Source organism: uncultured Thalassolituus sp. (assembly GCF_950066645.1).
Lineage (GTDB): Bacteria > Pseudomonadota > Gammaproteobacteria > Pseudomonadales > Oceanobacteraceae > Thalassolituus.
In genome coordinates, this window is record NZ_CATMFB010000020.1 from 14,741 (window position 1) to 32,720 (window position 17,980).

General features: G+C 50.3%; 11 protein-coding genes and 1 CRISPR repeat array. All 11 genes read right to left on the minus strand.

Annotated features, from left to right (window positions below):
• Nucleotides 1-46: 46 nt before the first annotated feature.
• Nucleotides 47-1,150 carry a tRNA 2-selenouridine(34) synthase MnmH gene (gene mnmH, locus Q1L85_RS15400; protein ID WP_300426380.1) on the minus strand — a complete coding sequence of 368 codons (1,104 nt, stop codon included), beginning with the start codon at nt 1,148-1,150 and terminating at the stop codon, nt 47-49.
• Nucleotides 1,147-2,196, minus strand: a complete 1,050-nt coding sequence (gene selD / locus Q1L85_RS15405) for a selenide, water dikinase SelD (protein WP_300426379.1) — start codon at nt 2,194-2,196, stop codon at nt 1,147-1,149. The genes mnmH and selD overlap by 4 nt, the downstream gene beginning before the upstream one ends.
• Before the next feature lie 380 nt (nt 2,197-2,576).
• Nucleotides 2,577-2,966 carry a hypothetical protein gene (locus tag Q1L85_RS15410; RefSeq protein WP_300426378.1) on the minus strand — a complete coding sequence of 130 codons (390 nt, stop codon included), beginning with the start codon at nt 2,964-2,966 and terminating at the stop codon, nt 2,577-2,579.
• A complete protein-coding gene (locus Q1L85_RS15415; RefSeq protein ID WP_300426377.1) occupies nt 2,953-3,528 on the minus strand; it encodes an imm11 family protein in 576 nt (191 codons plus the stop codon). The genes Q1L85_RS15410 and Q1L85_RS15415 overlap by 14 nt, the downstream gene beginning before the upstream one ends.
• Nucleotides 3,529-3,530: 2 nt before the next feature.
• Nucleotides 3,531-4,157 carry an AHH domain-containing protein gene (locus tag Q1L85_RS15420; RefSeq protein ID WP_300433560.1) on the minus strand — a complete coding sequence of 209 codons (627 nt, stop codon included), beginning with the start codon at nt 4,155-4,157 and terminating at the stop codon, nt 3,531-3,533.
• 221 nt (nt 4,158-4,378) lie between these two features.
• Nucleotides 4,379-5,705: a CRISPR direct-repeat array (repeat unit 37 nt; unit sequence GTTTCAGTTGCAGGTTTATTGGGATAGGCTTTGCAAC).
• A 168-nt stretch (nt 5,706-5,873) separates the two neighbouring features.
• Nucleotides 5,874-6,551: a CRISPR-associated protein Cas4 gene (gene cas4, locus Q1L85_RS15425; protein WP_300426398.1), complete on the minus strand. Its 678-nt coding sequence runs from the start codon at nt 6,549-6,551 to the stop codon at nt 5,874-5,876.
• A 110-nt stretch (nt 6,552-6,661) separates the two neighbouring features.
• Nucleotides 6,662-10,909 (minus strand): type II-B CRISPR-associated RNA-guided endonuclease Cas9/Csx12, encoded by a 4,248-nt coding sequence (cas9, locus tag Q1L85_RS15430; RefSeq protein WP_300426376.1) that lies wholly within the window; start codon nt 10,907-10,909, stop codon nt 6,662-6,664.
• Nucleotides 10,910-11,002: 93 nt separating this feature from the next.
• Complete coding sequence (locus Q1L85_RS15435) at nt 11,003-11,866, minus strand: WYL domain-containing protein (RefSeq protein ID WP_300426375.1); 864 nt, start codon at nt 11,864-11,866, stop codon at nt 11,003-11,005.
• 399 nt (nt 11,867-12,265) lie between these two features.
• The gene (locus Q1L85_RS15440) at nt 12,266-13,387 is read right to left on the minus strand and encodes a hypothetical protein (RefSeq protein ID WP_300433561.1); all 1,122 of its coding nucleotides are present in this window, start codon (nt 13,385-13,387) and stop codon (nt 12,266-12,268) included.
• Between the two features lie 29 nt (nt 13,388-13,416).
• On the minus strand, nt 13,417-16,131 hold the full coding sequence (locus tag Q1L85_RS15445) for a tectonin domain-containing protein (RefSeq protein WP_300427219.1): 2,715 nt from the start codon (nt 16,129-16,131) through the stop codon (nt 13,417-13,419).
• Nucleotides 16,132-16,144: 13 nt separating this feature from the next.
• Nucleotides 16,145-17,971 (minus strand): hypothetical protein, encoded by a 1,827-nt coding sequence (locus Q1L85_RS15450; RefSeq protein ID WP_300427218.1) that lies wholly within the window; start codon nt 17,969-17,971, stop codon nt 16,145-16,147.
• Nucleotides 17,972-17,980: the final 9 nt, after the last annotated feature.

Here is a 17,980-nt window from a genome sequence, read left to right on the forward strand (position 1 = left end):
CGAGTTTTCCTGTGTTATTTAGGGGTTAGTCAAAGGTTTAAAAAAGTTATCGTTTTACCGAATCGGAGTTCAGGAAGTCACGGACTTCATCGAATGTGCCGCGAATTAGAATACGGCCAGCCTTTTTACTCAACTGCCAGCGGTACATAGGATCGTAATACTCTTCCAGCATGGGCTGAATCCAGTCACGATGCAGGCCTGGGTCGCCCCTTTCGTGCTGAGCCAGGGCCGCTTCTAACGTCTCAGTCATGGCCTTATGGCGAACGCCGCCAAGACGGCGCTCAACTTTACCCATACTGGTGCGCAGGTCATCAGCGAAGGCAGCAAAACCTTCTTCTTCGCCGACTTCGCTTTGCCATTCAGCGAGTTTATCCAGAATATAATTATTGAAGCTGTGCTCGACACGTTGCTCCATCGTCGCTTCAACCACAGCCAGAGGTGATTTCGCCATTTCAGCGCGCAGCCGTTCCGGCAAAGCACAGCGACCAATCAGCAGACTCTCGTCTTCAAGCACAACCGGGCGATCAGGATGCGTGTCTTCGTGGCGCAGAAAATCAACTGCCACCGCGTTTTCAAAACCGATCTGCGGGGGCTGCGCCGTGGCGCGCTTGCCAAACGTGCTTCCACGATGATTCGCAATGCCTTCCAGATCGACATGCCCGTTGACCTGTTTAATCAACTCGGTTTTGGCGCAACCGGTTTCACCCGCCACAACAATCAATGGCTGCTCAACCGCGACGCGATCCAGGGTATCAATGAGGAAACGACGCATGGCTTTGTAGCCACCGGTGATGCGCGGATAGTCACACCCGGCGTCTTTCAGCCATTGCTGGGTGATCTGACTGCGCAGCCCCCCACGAAAACAATAGAGATAGCCGTCTGGATTCGCTTTGGCGAAGGCCAGCCACTTTTCCAGACGTTCCTGCTTGGTCTCGCCAGAAACCAGCTGATGACCGAGCTTAATCGCTTCGTCCTGACCCTTCTTTTTATAACAGGTACCGACCTTCGCCCGTTCCTGATCCGTCATTAACGGCAGGCTCACCGTATGTGGAAACGCACCCTTCTTAAACTCAAGAGGCGCTCGCGTATCCATCATGGGCGTATCTTTCAGAAACAGGGCTTTGAAATCAGCGGTATCTGCACGGCTCATGCACGAACCTCGACCCGCACCAGACCATCAGACGCTTCCACCAGTTCACCAATGCAAGTGTTCTGCAGACCTTCAGCCGCAAGAATGGCCTCGACCTCGGCAGCTTGCTCCGGGCGTACGGCAATCAGCAGACCGCCACTGGTCTGAGGGTCGCAGACGATCGCGCGCTGTTCATCCGTTAACACAGAGAGCTTCTCGCCATAACTATCGAAGTTACGATCAGTCCCGCCTGGCATCGAACCCTGCGCGATATAGTCTTTGACTGGAGCCATGACAGGCAGTGCGTTGTAGTTGACCACAGCATTCACGCCACTGCCCTCGCAGATCTCAAGCAAGTGCCCCCCAAGGCCAAAGCCTGTGACGTCAGTCAGAGCCTCTACCCCCGGCAACGCGGAGATCTTCTCCCCGACTTTATTCAGGATGCACATCGTATCGCGCGCCAGAAACTCGTGCTCAGGCTTCAGAAGTTTCTTCTTCTGCGCCGTAGTCAGCACACCGACACCTAATGGCTTAGACAGGTACAGCTTACAGCCAGCCGTCGCGCGGTTGTTCTGCTTAAGCTTGTCGATATCAACGATGCCGGTGACGGCCAGGCCAAAAATCGGTTCAGGCGAATCGATACTGTGACCACCCGCCAGCGGAATACCCGCATCGGCACAGGCCTGACGACCACCATCAACCACCTTCTGAGCGACCTCTGGTGGCAGAAGGTTTACCGGCCAGCCCAGAATGGCAATCGCCATTAATGGCTTACCACCCATGGCATAAATGTCTGAGATAGCGTTCGTCGCCGCGATACGGCCAAAATCGAAGGGATCATCCGCGATGGGCATAAAGAAATCAGTGGTGCTCAGCACCGCCTGACCGTTGCCAATGTCGTAGGCGGCAGCATCATCTTTTGAACTGTTGCCAACGAGAAGATTCGGGCTATCCGGCAGACTCAGCTGAGATGCCAGAATAGTATCCAACACCTTAGGCGAGATCTTACAGCCACAACCCGCACCGTGACTGTACTCCGTAAGACGGACAGCAGAAGAATCAGACAAGAGACGCACCTCAGACACACACAAACAAAGCCGGCATGATACCTGAGGAGTACCGTTACGGCGAATGGGGGTGTCATCTCCACGCCGACATCTCATTGCCGCGCAGACATGTCATTGCCGCGAACGCGGTAATCCAGCACACACCTTCTTGTCATCGCCGCGAACGCGGTAATCAAACGCCCACCTTGTCATTACCGCGAACGCGGTAATCCGGCGCACACCTCGCCATTGCCGCGAACGCGGTAATCCAGCGCACACCTTGTCAATGCCGCGAACGCGGTAATCCAGCACACACCTTGTCATTGCCGCGAACGCGGTAATCCAGCGCACACCTTGTCATTGCCGCGAACGCGGTAATCCAGCGTCCTGTATATCAACAATCACCAGCTCCGGTTCTGTACTTCTACGCTCAGATTACACAGATGAATCTCGAACCATAGTCGGAACAAACCAGTATCAGCGTCACTCTCTGTCGAGTAGTTGTTCACCTGAAAGAGACACTCGGTTGCATCTTCAAGCTCCGCTCGGAAGATCCCAAGTGCCGCAACGATAGATTCGGGCGAGACTTTCTTAAGCACCTCGCCATTCACTACAGATTTCGCACCAACCCTGTATATAAGAGGAGTTCTTGATTTTTCTACAGGCGAATACTCCGACGAATACACCCTGACCTCTTCATCCTCGGTACTGGCCAGTGAACGATATTCAGAGAACACACCATCTCGTAAAACCTGCTCAATCATTGCTACCGATACATCAGACACTTTCATTAAAAACTCCGTTTACATTTAAAAAATTAAGACCCGTCAGCCCTCCATCCTCGCACAAACGCTTGAATCCATCAGTAGCAAAACTATGAATTAATTTCTCTTCCTTCATTTTAAAAATGTCAACGTCACTTAAAAGGTCTTTACAGACCTTCACTCCGGACACGCCCAGGTGAACACCAGAATCTATAACGCTCACTGCGCTGCTGCTATCTACCGAATCACTGTTTAGTACCTGCAAAGTATTAAACATGTAATATTTATCACCACCAACCATCACAGGTAAAAACTCACCAGCATCACGTATATTTTCGAAAAGCAACTCATAAGCCAGTTCATTGATCACAAGATTCCCCAGAGCCCAAATTGAAATATCCGGGATTTTTTCTAAGTCACCGGTAAACCCTTCCCCCCTATAAAACTGCCCCACAGGTTCAACCCACTCTGACAATCGTGGCTTAGCGCGAAACCTCTGACTATACCCTGGCATCTTTCCAAGCAAATCATCTATATCAAAATCAAAAGAATAGAAATTCTCAAAGTCAGCTTCTAGTTTATAGATCATTATTAAATATTCTTTTTCAACCAATCATAGTATTCAGCCTCATCAATCTCTTGCTGAAGCTTAATCTCATCTTTAATATTGCCGTGCAATAGTTGAGTACGGACAGTATTCAGAAAAGCCCTGACTTGAGCATCATCCATCAATGCACCTATAGCATGTTCAAGCCAGCGGTAATATCGCTGCCTATGTATTCTGTTGTGACCAATTGCATCAGGGTAAATAGTTGGCCGCGCATCCAACTTGGTTTTAGGCATCCAGGTACCGTTATCAGGATCATCAATTCTGATCGAAAAGTCATCTTCCGAAATCAACAATCGCACTGCCACAGCCTCTCGATGCGTTGCCGATACGATGTGGTGAGCCTCCCACCTGGGACCGGGCCGGGAAAAACCAGTTACCCTCAGAAACTTCCCTAGCCTCTCCGACGAATGTCGCTCCCTGAATAGCTCCGCAGTGGTCATCTGAAACCCACCCCTCCGGTACTCTTCAAGTTTCGAGGCAAGACGGGAACTGTTCATCCTTGCGAACTTTGACTCCACCTTCTTGAAGACCCTATAACTATTGTCCTCATGACTCTTCGATTTAGCGTCGTCCATCGTATCTCGCAATACTTCCTTTATAGCACTCATTGTCTCTATCCCTTGAAAACGAAGAAACCATATACACTCAAACATATAGAATAGTATTACAATCACGTCGATATAAGAACCCTTATCATAGCGACACGGCCATATATTATTGCCTCACCATTGAAAGATAGTAAGATAAAACAGTCACTTCGAAACGACCTACAGAAATTAATACAATTGATATATGCTACACAACATATCAACGTATTCCTCAGGAATTCGTTTTCAGTAGCGGTTTTTTTCGATAGACTACACAACCGGTTTATTATAAATAAATCAGGGTGGCTTCGGTATTTCAGTTGCAGGTTTATTGGGATAGGCTTTGCAACATCGGTATTGACCGCATCGACCGTCACGACGGTACGTTTCAGTTGCAGGTTTATTGGGATAGGCTTTGCAACAACGTCGAGGTGCACGATGCGCTTATGCGCTACCGTTTCAGTTGCAGGTTTATTGGGATAGGCTTTGCAACTCGGTCAGGATCAGCAGCTCGTCGAGGCTGTAAGTTTCAGTTGCAGGTTTATTGGGATAGGCTTTGCAACCCAACCACGCGCGGAAGAAACTCCAGACGTTGATCGTGTTTCAGTTGCAGGTTTATTGGGATAGGCTTTGCAACTTGAGTTTGGCGGCGGCGATGGTGGCTTTTAATGTTTCAGTTGCAGGTTTATTGGGATAGGCTTTGCAACAGCCGTGCCCACAGTGATTACCGGGCGCACATAGGTTTCAGTTGCGGGTTTATTGGGATAGGCTTTGCAACCAGGTCGTAATATAAACACATACCAACGAGACAGGTTTCAGTTGCAGGTTTATTGGGATAGGCTTTGCAACTAGGGCGGGTGAATGAAAGGCTCAGCAGAAATGTTGTTTCAGTTGCAGGTTTATTGGGATAGGCTTTGCAACCGCGCGTGATCATGGTCATGCATGCCACAGGGAGGGTTTCAGTTGCAGGTTTATTGGGATAGGCTTTGCAACCCCATAAGAATAACCTCAGAAGTGGTCTATCAAACCGTTTCAGTTGCAGGTTTATTGGGATAGGCTTTGCAACTACGATCAGGCAGCCCCATATAATCCCGCATCCAGTTTCAGTTGCAGGTTTATTGGGATAGGCTTTGCAACACCAGAAAGCCGGCATAGTCAGACATTCCCTTGTGTTTCAGTTGCAAGTTTATTGGGATAGGCTTTGCAACAGACGCAAAAGGAGCGCGTAACGCCGCTTCGACGCAGTTTCAGTTGCAGGTTTATTGGGATAGGCTTTGCAACCCATGCAGCAGCAGGCGGCAACGCAGAGTCAGCAGGGTTTCAGGTGCAGGTTTATTGGGATAGGCTTTGCAACCGGCACTGTGCTTACGGAAGAAAATAACATCAGTAAGTTTCAGTTGCAGGTTTATTGGGATAGGCTTTGCAACCCGTGCAGGCCGCTGAATCAGAATTGGATGGCACGTTTCAGTTGCAGGTTTATTGGGATAGGCTTTGCAACGGTCGAGAATTTTCTCGATCATCGTCTGGACGTCGTTTCAGTTGCAGGTTTATTGGGATAGGCTTTGCAACCCCTCGCCTAACTCTTTGAATTTTAAGAATTTTGCATTGGGGAGCAATGCCGGATTGTTCGCAAAGGGTGCATTTGCCTCAAAAGGGTTGCTTTTTGCGAAAAATCGGGGATACTGGTCTGACCTATCCCAATAGGCCTGATTGAAGTCGCCCACGGGCGAGCTGAAATCATCTAAAATCATGACTGACTCCGGCACCTGCTTCGGCATCCGGGGTTTTTCTTTTTCTGAGCCACTCTAATCGTCCCCCTGCGCAAAAGTTCAGATATTCACACTGACCACACTGTTCTGCTGACGCCGGAAAGTCTGGCATTGAGGCACCATTCAGTAATGAGCTAACCCTTGTTACCGTGGATTCAACTTGCCGGCGAAGCGACGCTGACAGTTGTACTTCAAACGTTTTCCCTTTATCTCCATACAAAATAAATACACCCGCTATCGGTTTATTGAATTGCTGTTCCGCCGCGATCGCATAAGCAGCCACTTGGAAGATATGTCCTTTTACGGGTTTAGGCTCGGATATTTTAAACTCAATCAGATATAACGATGTCGCCGTTTCAGGCATCATGTCAGCAATACCGTGACAACCAAGTTTTTGAGAGCAAACATAAACGTCGCTTAGAACCCTGGCATCCTCCGCGATACCAAAACGAGACAGGTTGCGGCGACGTGACAACATGGCCTGGCGCTGATACTGCCGGCGCCGGACATTGGCAATCGCATGTTGATGCCTGCCTGTCACTGCGGCCACTGCCAGACCTTTCCAGTCAAGGAAGAAAAGTCTTATTCCCCTGGCTGCGCAAGCAGTCACCAGGTTACTGGAAAAGCTGACGCCGTCACGAGCGATAGCAACACTTCACAGGCGAGATAACGGCGTTTCGAGAATTATGCTGGCATCATCCCTGACAACCATCCGCTCTCCAGTTACACCGACAAACTGACCATAATCAGCAATCGTCAGATGTCGCATGGCTCGGTCTCGTTAACTGCTTCGCGCTCTGCCAGGAGTGCCTTGTCGTAATACTGATTAATCACAACAGGACTACTTTCTCTGATGTACCAATAGTTAACGACATCCCCGACCTTCGAAATAAACAAATTCGATTTCGGTTTTCCTAGTACGTCAATGCCATGTGCCGACTGGAATTTAGCAGCATCCACTTTGACTCTTGAGGGAATTTCGAAAGGCGAATGTAGTTTTATACCACTCTCGGTTAACCATGCCTTAAAATCAGATAGAGTCTGACTGACTGAGACATAGCGCCGATCTTTAGTACCAGGAGCCACTGAGACTGACAACACACGCTCATCCGTTATGTCTACGCATTTCCAATCATCGAAGTATACTTGCTGCTCAGGAACAGGCTGGTAACGTTCACCAACCCCAACGACCGAAGAATCACGCAGCGCAGGGATAGCCACTGGTTGCTTCCAATTTACACCCTTGTCATTTACCGTAAACCCGCTAGATCCCGTATCTTTGATACTCGTCAGTTGCCAGATCGTTGAACCATCAGGCGCTATTCTTTTAATTCGATAGCCGCCGTCAGGGCTATCGACGATAGGTAACGAATATACCCTTCGCGTTTTACTGTGTGGGCGGGACGATCCTTCACCAAAGTATTTTTCACCAATTTGTTGCCAGTTAATGCCTACCGCTTTTTCCCCAATGCGTGTCTCTATGTCCGGGATAAGGAATAGTCTTTTCCATTGCTCAATCGCCGGATGAGTGACCTTGCCCTTTAACTTACCCAGGCCTTTAACGTCAACATCAACCTTCACGTAAATATCTTTAGCCTTTAGCACTTCCTCTGGTTTTTTCAGTGTTTTCTTCTGTACATCAATCAGACGCGAACTGATATCCTTTTTCGCGGTGCAATACCTGAGAGCATCAAGAATATCCGCCTGATGCAGATCGACCTCTGAATGCGGCGCTTTGGCCACCATTTCGAAGTGCTTGAACGCTTTTTCTTTACTAATATCTAGCTGTACAGGGCGAGGGCTTGCCAGGGCGGTATCGACATTTAAATTTTTAGTGGCGAATGGTGCCAGTAATTCAAGTAGCCCACGAGTATCCTTACCTTGCCATTGCACCGAATTGCTTCCCAATGAGAAGCCGGATTCAATTCCTTTCTCTGAAATCCAGGTCGTCAGAAATGACTCTGCATAAATTCCTTCTTTAAATATTGGCCGAGTACTTAGTTCTGACTTGCGATATAGAGGTAGGCGTTTAACCCAATTCACATCAACGTCAACAGGTAACGCCGTTGCAAGCCACTCGGTATCCTCCATGAGTCCCGCGCCTTGAGCGAGCGTTTCGTGCATGCCTTCAGCGGCTGCAACTGAGAATGCACAATAGGCATCGATGGCGTGAGATCCTACACCCTGGCGCTCTCCTTTGGTTGTCTCAGGCTTTGTCACTGCAAGCCCGGTGCGAACGAACGATGTTTGCTGAGCATCTGCTTTACACAGGTTAAAGACGATCGTATTACCCGTTTCAGACAGCCAGGATTTCAACTGGCTTTTCAATACGCTGATCAGTTTTCTGGCCAGCCATGCCTGTGTGCCATTCACTCGCGCGCTCTGTTGAGTTGCCAGGCGTCTGAATACCTTCTCAAATGCCTTTGAATCACGTTCCAGGAATAAGGCATGGCGGACATCCCTTTGCTGATCACCTTCTAGCTCTGAGAAGAGGAAGTCCTTCTTAATAGACGCCACAGACGCTTCGATAATCCGGGTTATCTCTGCCGAATCTGACGTCCCATAGACGGCCTTGAGGTAATTGGGTGCCAAGTCAGAAATGCCGTAACGTTGGTCTTTCTTTTCCTGATTGCCACGGCGGCTGGCGTAAATAAGATTGGCTTCGCTATTGAAGATTGTCCCTGATGCATCACGACTGTACGAGCGTGGAATTATGTGATCTAGCTCAGCATCTTTATCCAGAATTGTTCCCTTATAAGGGCACAGGCCACTCCCGCCCTGTCTGATGCGTTCATTCTTTTCTTGCCATTTTTCCAGTTGCTTCTCACCCAGCGATAGCAGCTTTTTTCGCTTCGATCCATCTTTTTTTACATCTGCAAGGCCAATACTGAAAGTAAAGCGGTTTTCTTCTACCACCACTGGAATGCTTATTTCAGAGTCTCTGACACCGGACTCTTTTATCTGCCCCGATTTCAGCGTCGCTATTTCATAAGCCTGACGTTCGAGCAAGCGTCTTAACACTCCGTCGAATGGCCGAGAACTGTCTGCTGGCAAGCGCGAACAACGTGCGGCTTCCTTATCGTCCACCGGTATCATTGTCATACGCCATGCAAGCTCCATGTGTGCAGCAGCACTGACCTTTGAGAATCCGTTCCGGTCTGTCTCTATCAGGGTGTACAACTGAGCAAGTGAAAAGGTATTACTGAATCTTTGTTTCTGCGTTTCGGTCGCAGAAATTGAACCAGAAATCACATCTGCTGCTTTCTCTACTTTAACCAGAAGCTGCCAAATTTCTTTATCCAGACCTTTAAATTTCTTCTCTGCACCTGCTTCGACCGACGCTCGATACCGTACAGACTGGATATACATATTGAAGAGGTTGCCATTCTGTTTTCTCAGGTCTTCGGCAGCTTTGCAGATACTCTTTACCGTTGATGGGCCATGAACTTTCTTCGTCCATACGTCTGACAGAAAGGTGGTCAGTTCTTCAGCGCTCATTTCAACGCCAAGAATATTCCCTACTAATCGATTCAGAATCTTTCGCTTTGAGGGAGGGTTAATATCCGCTTTTTCAAGCAGTGATGCCGATTCCTGCTCCCAGATGCCACTTTTTGCGCGTTCCACTTCCTGGTAATACTTCTGAGTGAAGTCCAGAAACTTTTCTGTATGTTGATCTCCCAGATCCTGCTTCAGGTTCCAGCGGAATTTTTCAAGTTTTTCTGACTTGAAGTTCTTTGATATCGCACGGAGTGCGTAGGTATCATGGATCCTGCTGCGATCAAGAAGACGCTGAAGAAAATAGCTGTCTGCATATAAAGACGTATCAGTCAGGCGCTGCTTATTGGTTTTCAAACGTGAACGGCGGTCAGTGAACTCAAGAACAGGCGCGATTCCCTCTGCCAGCTCCGGATTACGTTTACGGAGATTATTAACCCATACACGCCACTGTGAGCCATATTGCTCATTCAGTGACTGGGGGTTAAGCCATAAGGTCTGATCTTTTGGAGGTCGACGGTTATTCTGATTTTCATAGGGTGGAATCGTCAGTTCTGCATCAATCGTCATCAACGCCGTGAGAATATCTTCTGAAGGATGAATCACTTTTAATGCATTGTTGCGATTAACTCGCGTTTCTTCGTCCACATGCCAGTTCTGCAGCCAACGAACATATACCGACTTGAAGCGTTCGCCATCATAGTAATCGGCACTCTTCATCGCGGTATCGTTAAAGTACCATCTTAGCGCTCGCAACTGCAGGTTGCTGATGTTGCCAATAAGATTCTTGAGGGCGGAAGCCCCGAGCTTAGCCCGCAGCTCTGCTAATCGGGAATCCTTCAAAATCTCTTTACCTACGGCTTCAAGGTATTTTCGACGATGCTGGTGCCCGAAGTCGATACTGTTAAGCAACTCTGTTACTGATTCCCGAAGAATACCGTAGGCTTTCAGAATATCTGCTTGTTCGTCTTCTGCGTCTGTAAATAACTGCTTCTTTGCTTCGCGATTATTAAGATTAAACTTCTCATCAGCCGCCAAATCACGAAGTTTGGGAATGTCTTCCAGTAGTTCTTCTAATTGCTCAGATATAGGACTGCTACTATCGAAAAATTCTGGGAACTCATTGGCAATCCAGGAAGGAGGAACAGTCTCAAGAGGTTGGCGATCAATATCCGTTTCTACTCTGTTGTACCCCCTACGATTCAGCAAGCCATTCAAGGCCTCAAGTTCTGCATCATTCAGCTTGTAAGACAGCCCTTGAGTAAAGATCACTTTCAGTAAACGTTTCGCCAGCTTTCTACGTTTGTTTGAACGTATGCGGTGCCGGGTAGCAGTCCGCGCCGCTTGCGACCAGGTCATTTTGCCGCCCTCTTCTGGCATAACCAGCGTTGTCAGCTTGCCATGATGCTGAGCGAGGCTCTCTCCATACGGATATTGCGCCATATACAGACCGGTATAAAGACCACCGAGGTCAATCGCGATTGGAGAGATGATTTTAGAGTCAGTCATCGTAAGTTCCTTTTCTCAATTTCTGTCATTTTTTGATTAATTCATGGCGTGTTCAATCACTATACAAACCCACATGCCGGAATTTCCAGCAGGTCAACGCCAGTAAGGTTCAACTGCCTCAGCCGACTCCGGCGTTAACATAACTTGCTGAGCTTCGCTTTTATCGCGTAAACGATCCAACCCCAGATGGCGCATCACATAAATCACGTTGGCTGCCCGTACGGAGTAACTTCGGGTATAGCGCCCTTGTTGGTCTTGGGTCATGCAGAAGTCGAATGCGAGCGCCGCTTTTTTGTTGTCCTTGAGGCGTATGTCAGGTTCGATGGTTACGTCGACGAAGGTATTCCATTTGTGGTCTTGCTGGGCTGTTTTGTCCGCTGCGCCTTCGTCGTTGTAGACCTCTTTAATGCGGGAGAGTACGTAGTCGCGATACTCCTGATTCTTTTCGCACCAGGCACGGGCATGCCAGCGCATGCCGTTGTGAACAAGGTTGTGTGGGCTGATGATGCGGTCTTCGTAGTCGGTGCTAATTACCGACAGGTACGATATATCGAGTCTGCGCTGCTGACGAATGGCACTGAGTACGTGCCGGACAATCTCTGGCTCAGGGTGTCGTCCAAACTGCCGCATGGGAAACATGTCCGACGACTGCAGGCATGTGGAGTTTTCCGGCATGTCCATGCCCTGAAACCCCATCAGGTATTGTTCAAGGCTACCGTTGGAATATTGGAGGGTAAATTGTCGCGATGGCTCATAACCTTTGGTGCTGGCGTTGTAGGTGAGGTTGCTGGGGCTGACGTGGTGGTATTTTCTGATCAGGTTGCTGGCGAGATCTCGCCCGATGCCGAATTCGTGTATCAGGTGGGTAGCGTTAATTTGTCCTTCCCACCGAGCGCGCAGCTCTATGAACCGGAGTATGAGCCGGTGTTGATATGACAGGTGTCTGGTGTCGTCCATTTGGGCTCCCTGCGCTCTGATAGTGTTTGAGTATATCGACGTATCAGGTAGGTTGCATGTGTCGTATGGCGACATCGTCGGAGAAGCGTTAGTGGAGTGGTTCCCCGCGTTCGCGGGGATGACGATTACATTTTTATTATTGGGATGACGATTACATTTTTATTATTGGGATGATACTTAACGGAAGCCACGGCGGCATTGGTGGAGCGCTGGGTCCCCGCGTTCGCGGGGATGACGATTACATTTTTGTTATTGGGATGACGACTACATATTCCTATTGGGATGATACTTAACGGAAGCCACGGCGGCATTGGTGGAGCGCTGGGTCCCCGCGTTCGCGGGGATGACAGAAGAAGATATAAGCATGACCAATGAAGGTATGGGGATGAAAGTCATCCCCTACTGCCGGACAAAGACGATGGGAACGTCAACGCTGAGGGTAAGCTCGTCGTCCGACACTAAGGCGGCATAGCTGCGCGATGTTTCGTCTGTCGCGAATGTGCCCAACACGTCAGTGTCGCCACCAGTACTGGTAAGTGCGAGCTTGCCGCTCTGCATGGTCCAGCTGCCCTGATCAACGCCGCCGCCATCTTCTTCGCTGGCGCGGGTCAGCTGGTAGCGACCATCCTCAAGCAAGAGGAGTATGTAGCGGTCATTGTTGTCCGCATCGATATATAGCCAGGTGTCCTGAAGGCCCTGCAGGTTTTGCGTGGTGCGACGATAGTCAGCAGGTATCACGCTGTCTGAAATCATGAGCGTCGTGGTGTTGAGCTGTTCGATACTGATTTCGTTCTGCGGGCCGACACCGGCATCGCCGTTGTAATCCAGCGTGACGGATAGTGTCACGCTCGCGGCGGCAGAGTCATGGCTGTACTGGCCGTACTCATATCCATGGTCGTCGATATACAGAAAGGCATTATCTGTAAGAAAACTGAGGGTGGCAGAGTCACTTTGCCAGGTCCCGCGAAGTCCGAGATTACGGTTCAGGTGATCAACCACGCTGGTGTATTCCGGCACGCTGCCGCCAAGATAACTCCAGATGAGTTCGTCCACACTTGGGGATGCGATAAAGTCGAAAAACTCCTGATCAAAATCAAAGTCGAATGAGGCTCCGTACAGGGTATCTGTAATTTCTATGCCGTTTTCGGGGTTCTGGTCGCTGTCGAGTGCCTGTAAAAGAAACGCGAGATTAATCACCCTGCGGTCGTTGATATCGTCGCGGCCCATCAGGTTCAGTGGCGTGATCACTGGTTGAGCAGCCACGGCTGGCAGGGCGTAATTACCGATATAAAAGCGGATCAGATCGCCTTCTTCGTAAGAGAACTGGCCCTGAAAATTGGTGTACTTCTGCGGGTCACTGCCAATCTGATACGGCATCGAAGATACCGGGCTATCGATCAGAGTTCCGGTGAGCATATATTCCGGGAAACTCTGCTCATCGCCTTTATCCAGATAACACCCTGCCAGTGTCAGACAGGAAAAAATAACAGTGGCTAGCGAGCCTTTTGATGAATATTTCATTGCGTCCTCTCTTTATTCTGGCGACCCGATCAGATCTGTTTAAACAGCCGACCATCGTCACTTAACAGCCAAAGTTTTCCCTGGTGATCCGCAGCGAGACTCTGTACGTCGGGATAACTGCCCTGAACGGTTTCCGGTATTCTGCTGGTGCGGTTAAGCCGGGCAATACGTTTATTGATGACCACATAGACCTCGCCCTCAACCGTCGTTACAAGATTGCTCAGGCCATCAGCAACAGGGCCTGACGCCAGACTGTAGTTATCGTTATCTCGGACTAAGATCCGATTAGTATTCAGTGCCCACAAACGACCTGAGCTATCAGCCTGAATTTCAGCAAGCAGTGGCGTGTCTTTCTCAATGACAAATTTTTCGCCAGAGGACGACACTGCCAGGGCTCCCCCGGTATTTAACAGATAGACGGTGTCGCCACCGGAAGTGATATTTTTTGCCTGTGTCCCGTCCGCGGGAGCGGTTATTTTCCGGTAGCGACCAGAGCTGGCGGATGTTTCTCGCCAGAGGCTTGCATCATCTTTAACGACAACAAGCCGCCCTTCTTCATCGTAGGTATAGGCTGTCGTTGCGCCGGGAATCCGGACGTCGCGGAAACGCTTCGAAGCGGTGTCGTAACGTTGAACGTCAGAAACGATGTGTTGCTCACTTCCACTGAGGTCGTTTCCAAACTGAACACAGACGGTATGGGTCTGATTCATAGGGTTGCTGCAATTGACCTGATCTGCCGATCCGGGCTGCCCCATAAAGCTGCACCCCGGGTCCTGAGGTTGTGCGAGGCAGAAACCATTAATCCAGTCTCCTGAACTCAGCCCCTGATAATTCCCAGAGCCACTGACTTCGGTACAGACAGAACTTCCCTGATTCTGAGCGGAATTGCAGGGCTCACAGCCCGGCGTTAACGTGCTGCTACAGGTCTCAGGAAAGCCACAGTACGAGTCGCCCTGATTGTTAATACAATACGTATTCACCCAGGTGATATCGTCCGCTCCTGCGGTCGCATATCCAGCCATGGATATCACACCGGCTGCAGAGGGAACTAACGAGATATCGCTGCCATTCATCGCCGGAAGTGATACCTGACTGAAGCGCATACGCCGGTTTACGGTGATACCAGCAATCTGATCTGTTTCCAGTGTGCTGCCCTGAATCTGTAACGCATATTGCCGGTCTTCGGTTTCATCCCGCCCGAACAAGGCGCTGTACCAGACCCGGTCTTTTATGTCGATGATCCATGGATATCCCGCTGGCCCGACACTGACGTCCGAAACATCGCGCCGGATAAACTGCCACTCGTTATTCTGGTTGCGACGATACAGCTGATCGCGCTGAGTAATAAGAAAGAACGAGCCCTCCGGGCCGGTTTCAATGGCTTTTGCCAACGGGGCACTCTGAATACTGCAATTATCCTCGGCGCACTTACGCAATTGCCCCCGTGGCGTGAGCAGCCAGACTGCGCCGTCGGCATCGGTGACAATATCTGTCGCCTGCCAGCCAGTTACTTTCTGAAATCGTTTATGAATGCTGTTATAGCGATATACCGAATCCGCCGCCGACAACAGAAATACTTCACCGGTCTGAGCAGCAATCAGATTCTTCGCCATGACGCTGTCGATCTTCTGCCAGCGCTTTTCTTCGAGCCGGAACACCTGCCCCGTCGGATTTACAACCCAGAGAGCACCGCTTTTATCGACCGTCAGGTGACGTGCGGTGCCCGGAAAATCGGTGAAGTTTTTCTGCTGATTTCGCCACCGCTGAAGATTCAGGTCGGGCGATACGGCATAAACACTGCCATCGTGACTGATCTCAAGTTCATTCTGGGCTGTCCCACGAATCTGAATAAATTTCAGTTCAGGAAACTGAGGTCCGGTGTTGTCCGCAACAAGCAGGTCTGCGGCCCGGGCAGCCTGTCCATCGGCGTCCTGTGGTGAATCAGGCGCGGGCTGAACTTCCGCCTTAACGTCCGGTGCAGTACTGACCAGTGTTGAGGTGGTGTAGATCTCACCTTTCCCGGTGACAAACCAGGGCGTGTCGTCGGCGGCTAGAGAAAACGCGCGTACCGGGTAAGGGATATCTGCAGGCTGAGCGTTTCGCCCGGGTAACGTCAGGTGACCGTGGGTCGACACCGCGAGCAGCTCACCAGCGGCCGTGCTTGTAATTGCAGCCGTATTCCGTGCGACCATGGTGCCTTTTCCGGTGCCGGATTTGAGGGTCTGATTGCTATGCAGAACCCAAAGCGTACCCTCCCGGTCAACAACAAAATCGGTGACGGTGAATGGGTCTGAAACCTCCAGATCTGTTACGACAAACTCTTTATCTTCTGCAACCCAGCGAAGTAGCTTCCCGTTATCAGCAAGTACAAAAACATCATCGTCACTCACAGAAGCAGCCACCAGCAAGGGCGTCAGTTCTGAAGGATATACATCCCACCATAAGCCATTGAACCGCCGCAGTGTTCCCTCGGTATCAATGGCCCATGGCTTGTTCGCGCGATCAATCGTCAACTGCTGGAAAGACCCGGGCAGCACCAGCCAGCCGCGCCCTGCCCGCCAACGATAGATACGCTGATTTTTCCCCAATGCGTAGATCACATTATCGGCAGTGGCGTGAATATCTACGGCATCACCACGTATCTGTTGCCAGTTCAGATGGCTGATGTGAACGAGGGGTTCGTCCGCCAGGGCACGGCAGCAAACCGACAGCAACACGAGTGAAAGAAACAGACGCAGGTTCATAGATACCGCCGCTTCAGACCGGGTCCCGCTCCAGAACCCGCAGAATCCGGTCGCTGTTGTTCCGACTGTTCACCCAGGCATTACCGCGCAGGTCGCCACTCTGAAAATTGCGGTAAACCTCACTTTTTTCTAACACATTCATCACATGACGAATGTTTGGTAATGGCTGAAACCAGTCGTCGTAGCGGTCCTGCAATTGCCCTCGGATGGCATCATCACGGGCGTTTCTGACAACACCGCTGTGTTCAGGCGGCGAATACATGTATGACGCCGGGCGTGGGGTCAGAAGTACCATGACAGATTTTTTATAATCACGCTGAGTACGGCGCGAGAAGAACAGGTTGATGATAGGAATATCGCGGAGGATAGGCACACCATCAACATCCTCTTCTGTTTCACGTTCGTTGAGTCCGCCAAGAATCAGAGTCTGCCCATACTTCAGCGCCACATTGGCATTGACTGTGGTCTTGGTTGTGTCGAGACGGAACTCAAACAGAACCGAGGAACTAGGCGTAGTCAGGAAGGTTCGTTCAGCTTCCACCTGAAGAATTACCGACCCGTCTGGCGCAAATTCCGGAGTGACTGACAGTTTCACACCGATCTCTTTTTCAATCGAAATGGAATCTCCCGCACCGCCCGACACAGCGGCGGCAGAAACTTCTACACCGGAAAAGAATTCAGACGTCTGCCCCGCCCTTGCAACCAGCGTCGGCCGCGCAAGGATTTCGTTGGTGCCATTTTTTGAATTCAGAATATTCAGGTTATAGGTAACGGCCGGTATTGAGATAAAACTGGTGATGGTCTGCTGATTGGTATTGAGGCGAGGATCAAACACATCGCCCGATGACGTATCCACCGCAGGACGCTCATCCAGTGGGTCGAGTCGATCATTCACACGCACGTTACTGCGCGAGTAAGCCGGCGTACCGTCAAAGGGGTTCCCGAACTGAAACTGCAGCTGGCTCAATAAATTCACGCCGCGCGCCGTCGAGACATCTTCTTCGGTACGGATAATCACAACATCGACTGCGACCATCTGGTTGTCGACAAATTCGTTTTCATACGCCATGCTGCTGGCGCTGTCATCCTCGAGAATAAACTCCGTTTTTTCGTAGGTATTCTGCCAGTCTTCGATGCGGCGGCGCAGGCTGCTGCTGTCACGGGACTCCCCCGCTCTCTGCAGATAATCGCTGAAATAATTTGCGGCTTCCTGATCTTTGCCCGCGGCGGCCTTAACGATGGTCAGCATACGTAATACGGTTTCTGTTGCCACCGGACTGTTTTCAAGCGTCGCGGTAATATCCCAGAGACGCTCTGCCGCCGCATGGGCCGTTTCAACATCACCACTGTAATATGACGAATACGCCAGGTAATACAGCCCCTCAACGTCAGTGTCGTCATGCAGAACATAGGCACCGAGCTGTGCTTTAGCTTCATCAAAACGTTGCATGTCGGAATAAAGAAGACCGAGATAAAACCGAGCTTCCCAGTTGCTGCGATCGGCACGGATAGCTGTGAGATACCCCTGCTCAGCAAGTTCAAAGAGTGCGGACTCTCCGTTCAGCGCGCGCAGATGGTAGGTAATCGCGTTCAGGGTCTGCAGCGACGAGCTGTTAAAGCGAGACATCAGGGCTTTACTGAAATAGTCGCCCGCTTTCTCCAGCCGACCTTTGTTCATCGCCTCAATGGCCTTGCTGACATCTTTACTGCGAACCTGATCAGCATCGACGTTCAGTGCGATATCTCCGTGATCTGAGCCACCTGCCGGGAGATACGCACAGCCGCTGACGCTGAGCGAGATCGCGAGCACAAGAGTTTTTAATCCATTTCCCTTATTCATCGTCTGCAT

Bases quoted from the DNA above. Each gene is read 5' to 3' on its own strand.
- mnmH (WP_300426380.1), bottom strand. From the start codon at position 1,150: ATGAGCCGTGCAGATACCGCTGATTTCAAAGCCCTGTTTCTGAAAGAT.
- Q1L85_RS15410 (WP_300426378.1), bottom strand. From the start codon at position 2,966: ATGAAAGTGTCTGATGTATCGGTAGCAATGATTGAGCAGGTTTTACGA.
- Q1L85_RS15415 (WP_300426377.1), bottom strand. From the start codon at position 3,528: ATGATCTATAAACTAGAAGCTGACTTTGAGAATTTCTATTCTTTTGAT.
- Q1L85_RS15420 (WP_300433560.1), bottom strand. From the start codon at position 4,157: ATGAGTGCTATAAAGGAAGTATTGCGAGATACGATGGACGACGCTAAA.
- cas9 (WP_300426376.1), bottom strand. From the start codon at position 10,909: ATGACTGACTCTAAAATCATCTCTCCAATCGCGATTGACCTCGGTGGT.
- Q1L85_RS15435 (WP_300426375.1), bottom strand. From the start codon at position 11,866: ATGGACGACACCAGACACCTGTCATATCAACACCGGCTCATACTCCGG.
- Q1L85_RS15440 (WP_300433561.1), bottom strand. From the start codon at position 13,387: ATGAAATATTCATCAAAAGGCTCGCTAGCCACTGTTATTTTTTCCTGT.
- Q1L85_RS15445 (WP_300427219.1), bottom strand. From the start codon at position 16,131: ATGAACCTGCGTCTGTTTCTTTCACTCGTGTTGCTGTCGGTTTGCTGC.
- Q1L85_RS15450 (WP_300427218.1), bottom strand. From the start codon at position 17,971: ATGAATAAGGGAAATGGATTAAAAACTCTTGTGCTCGCGATCTCGCTC.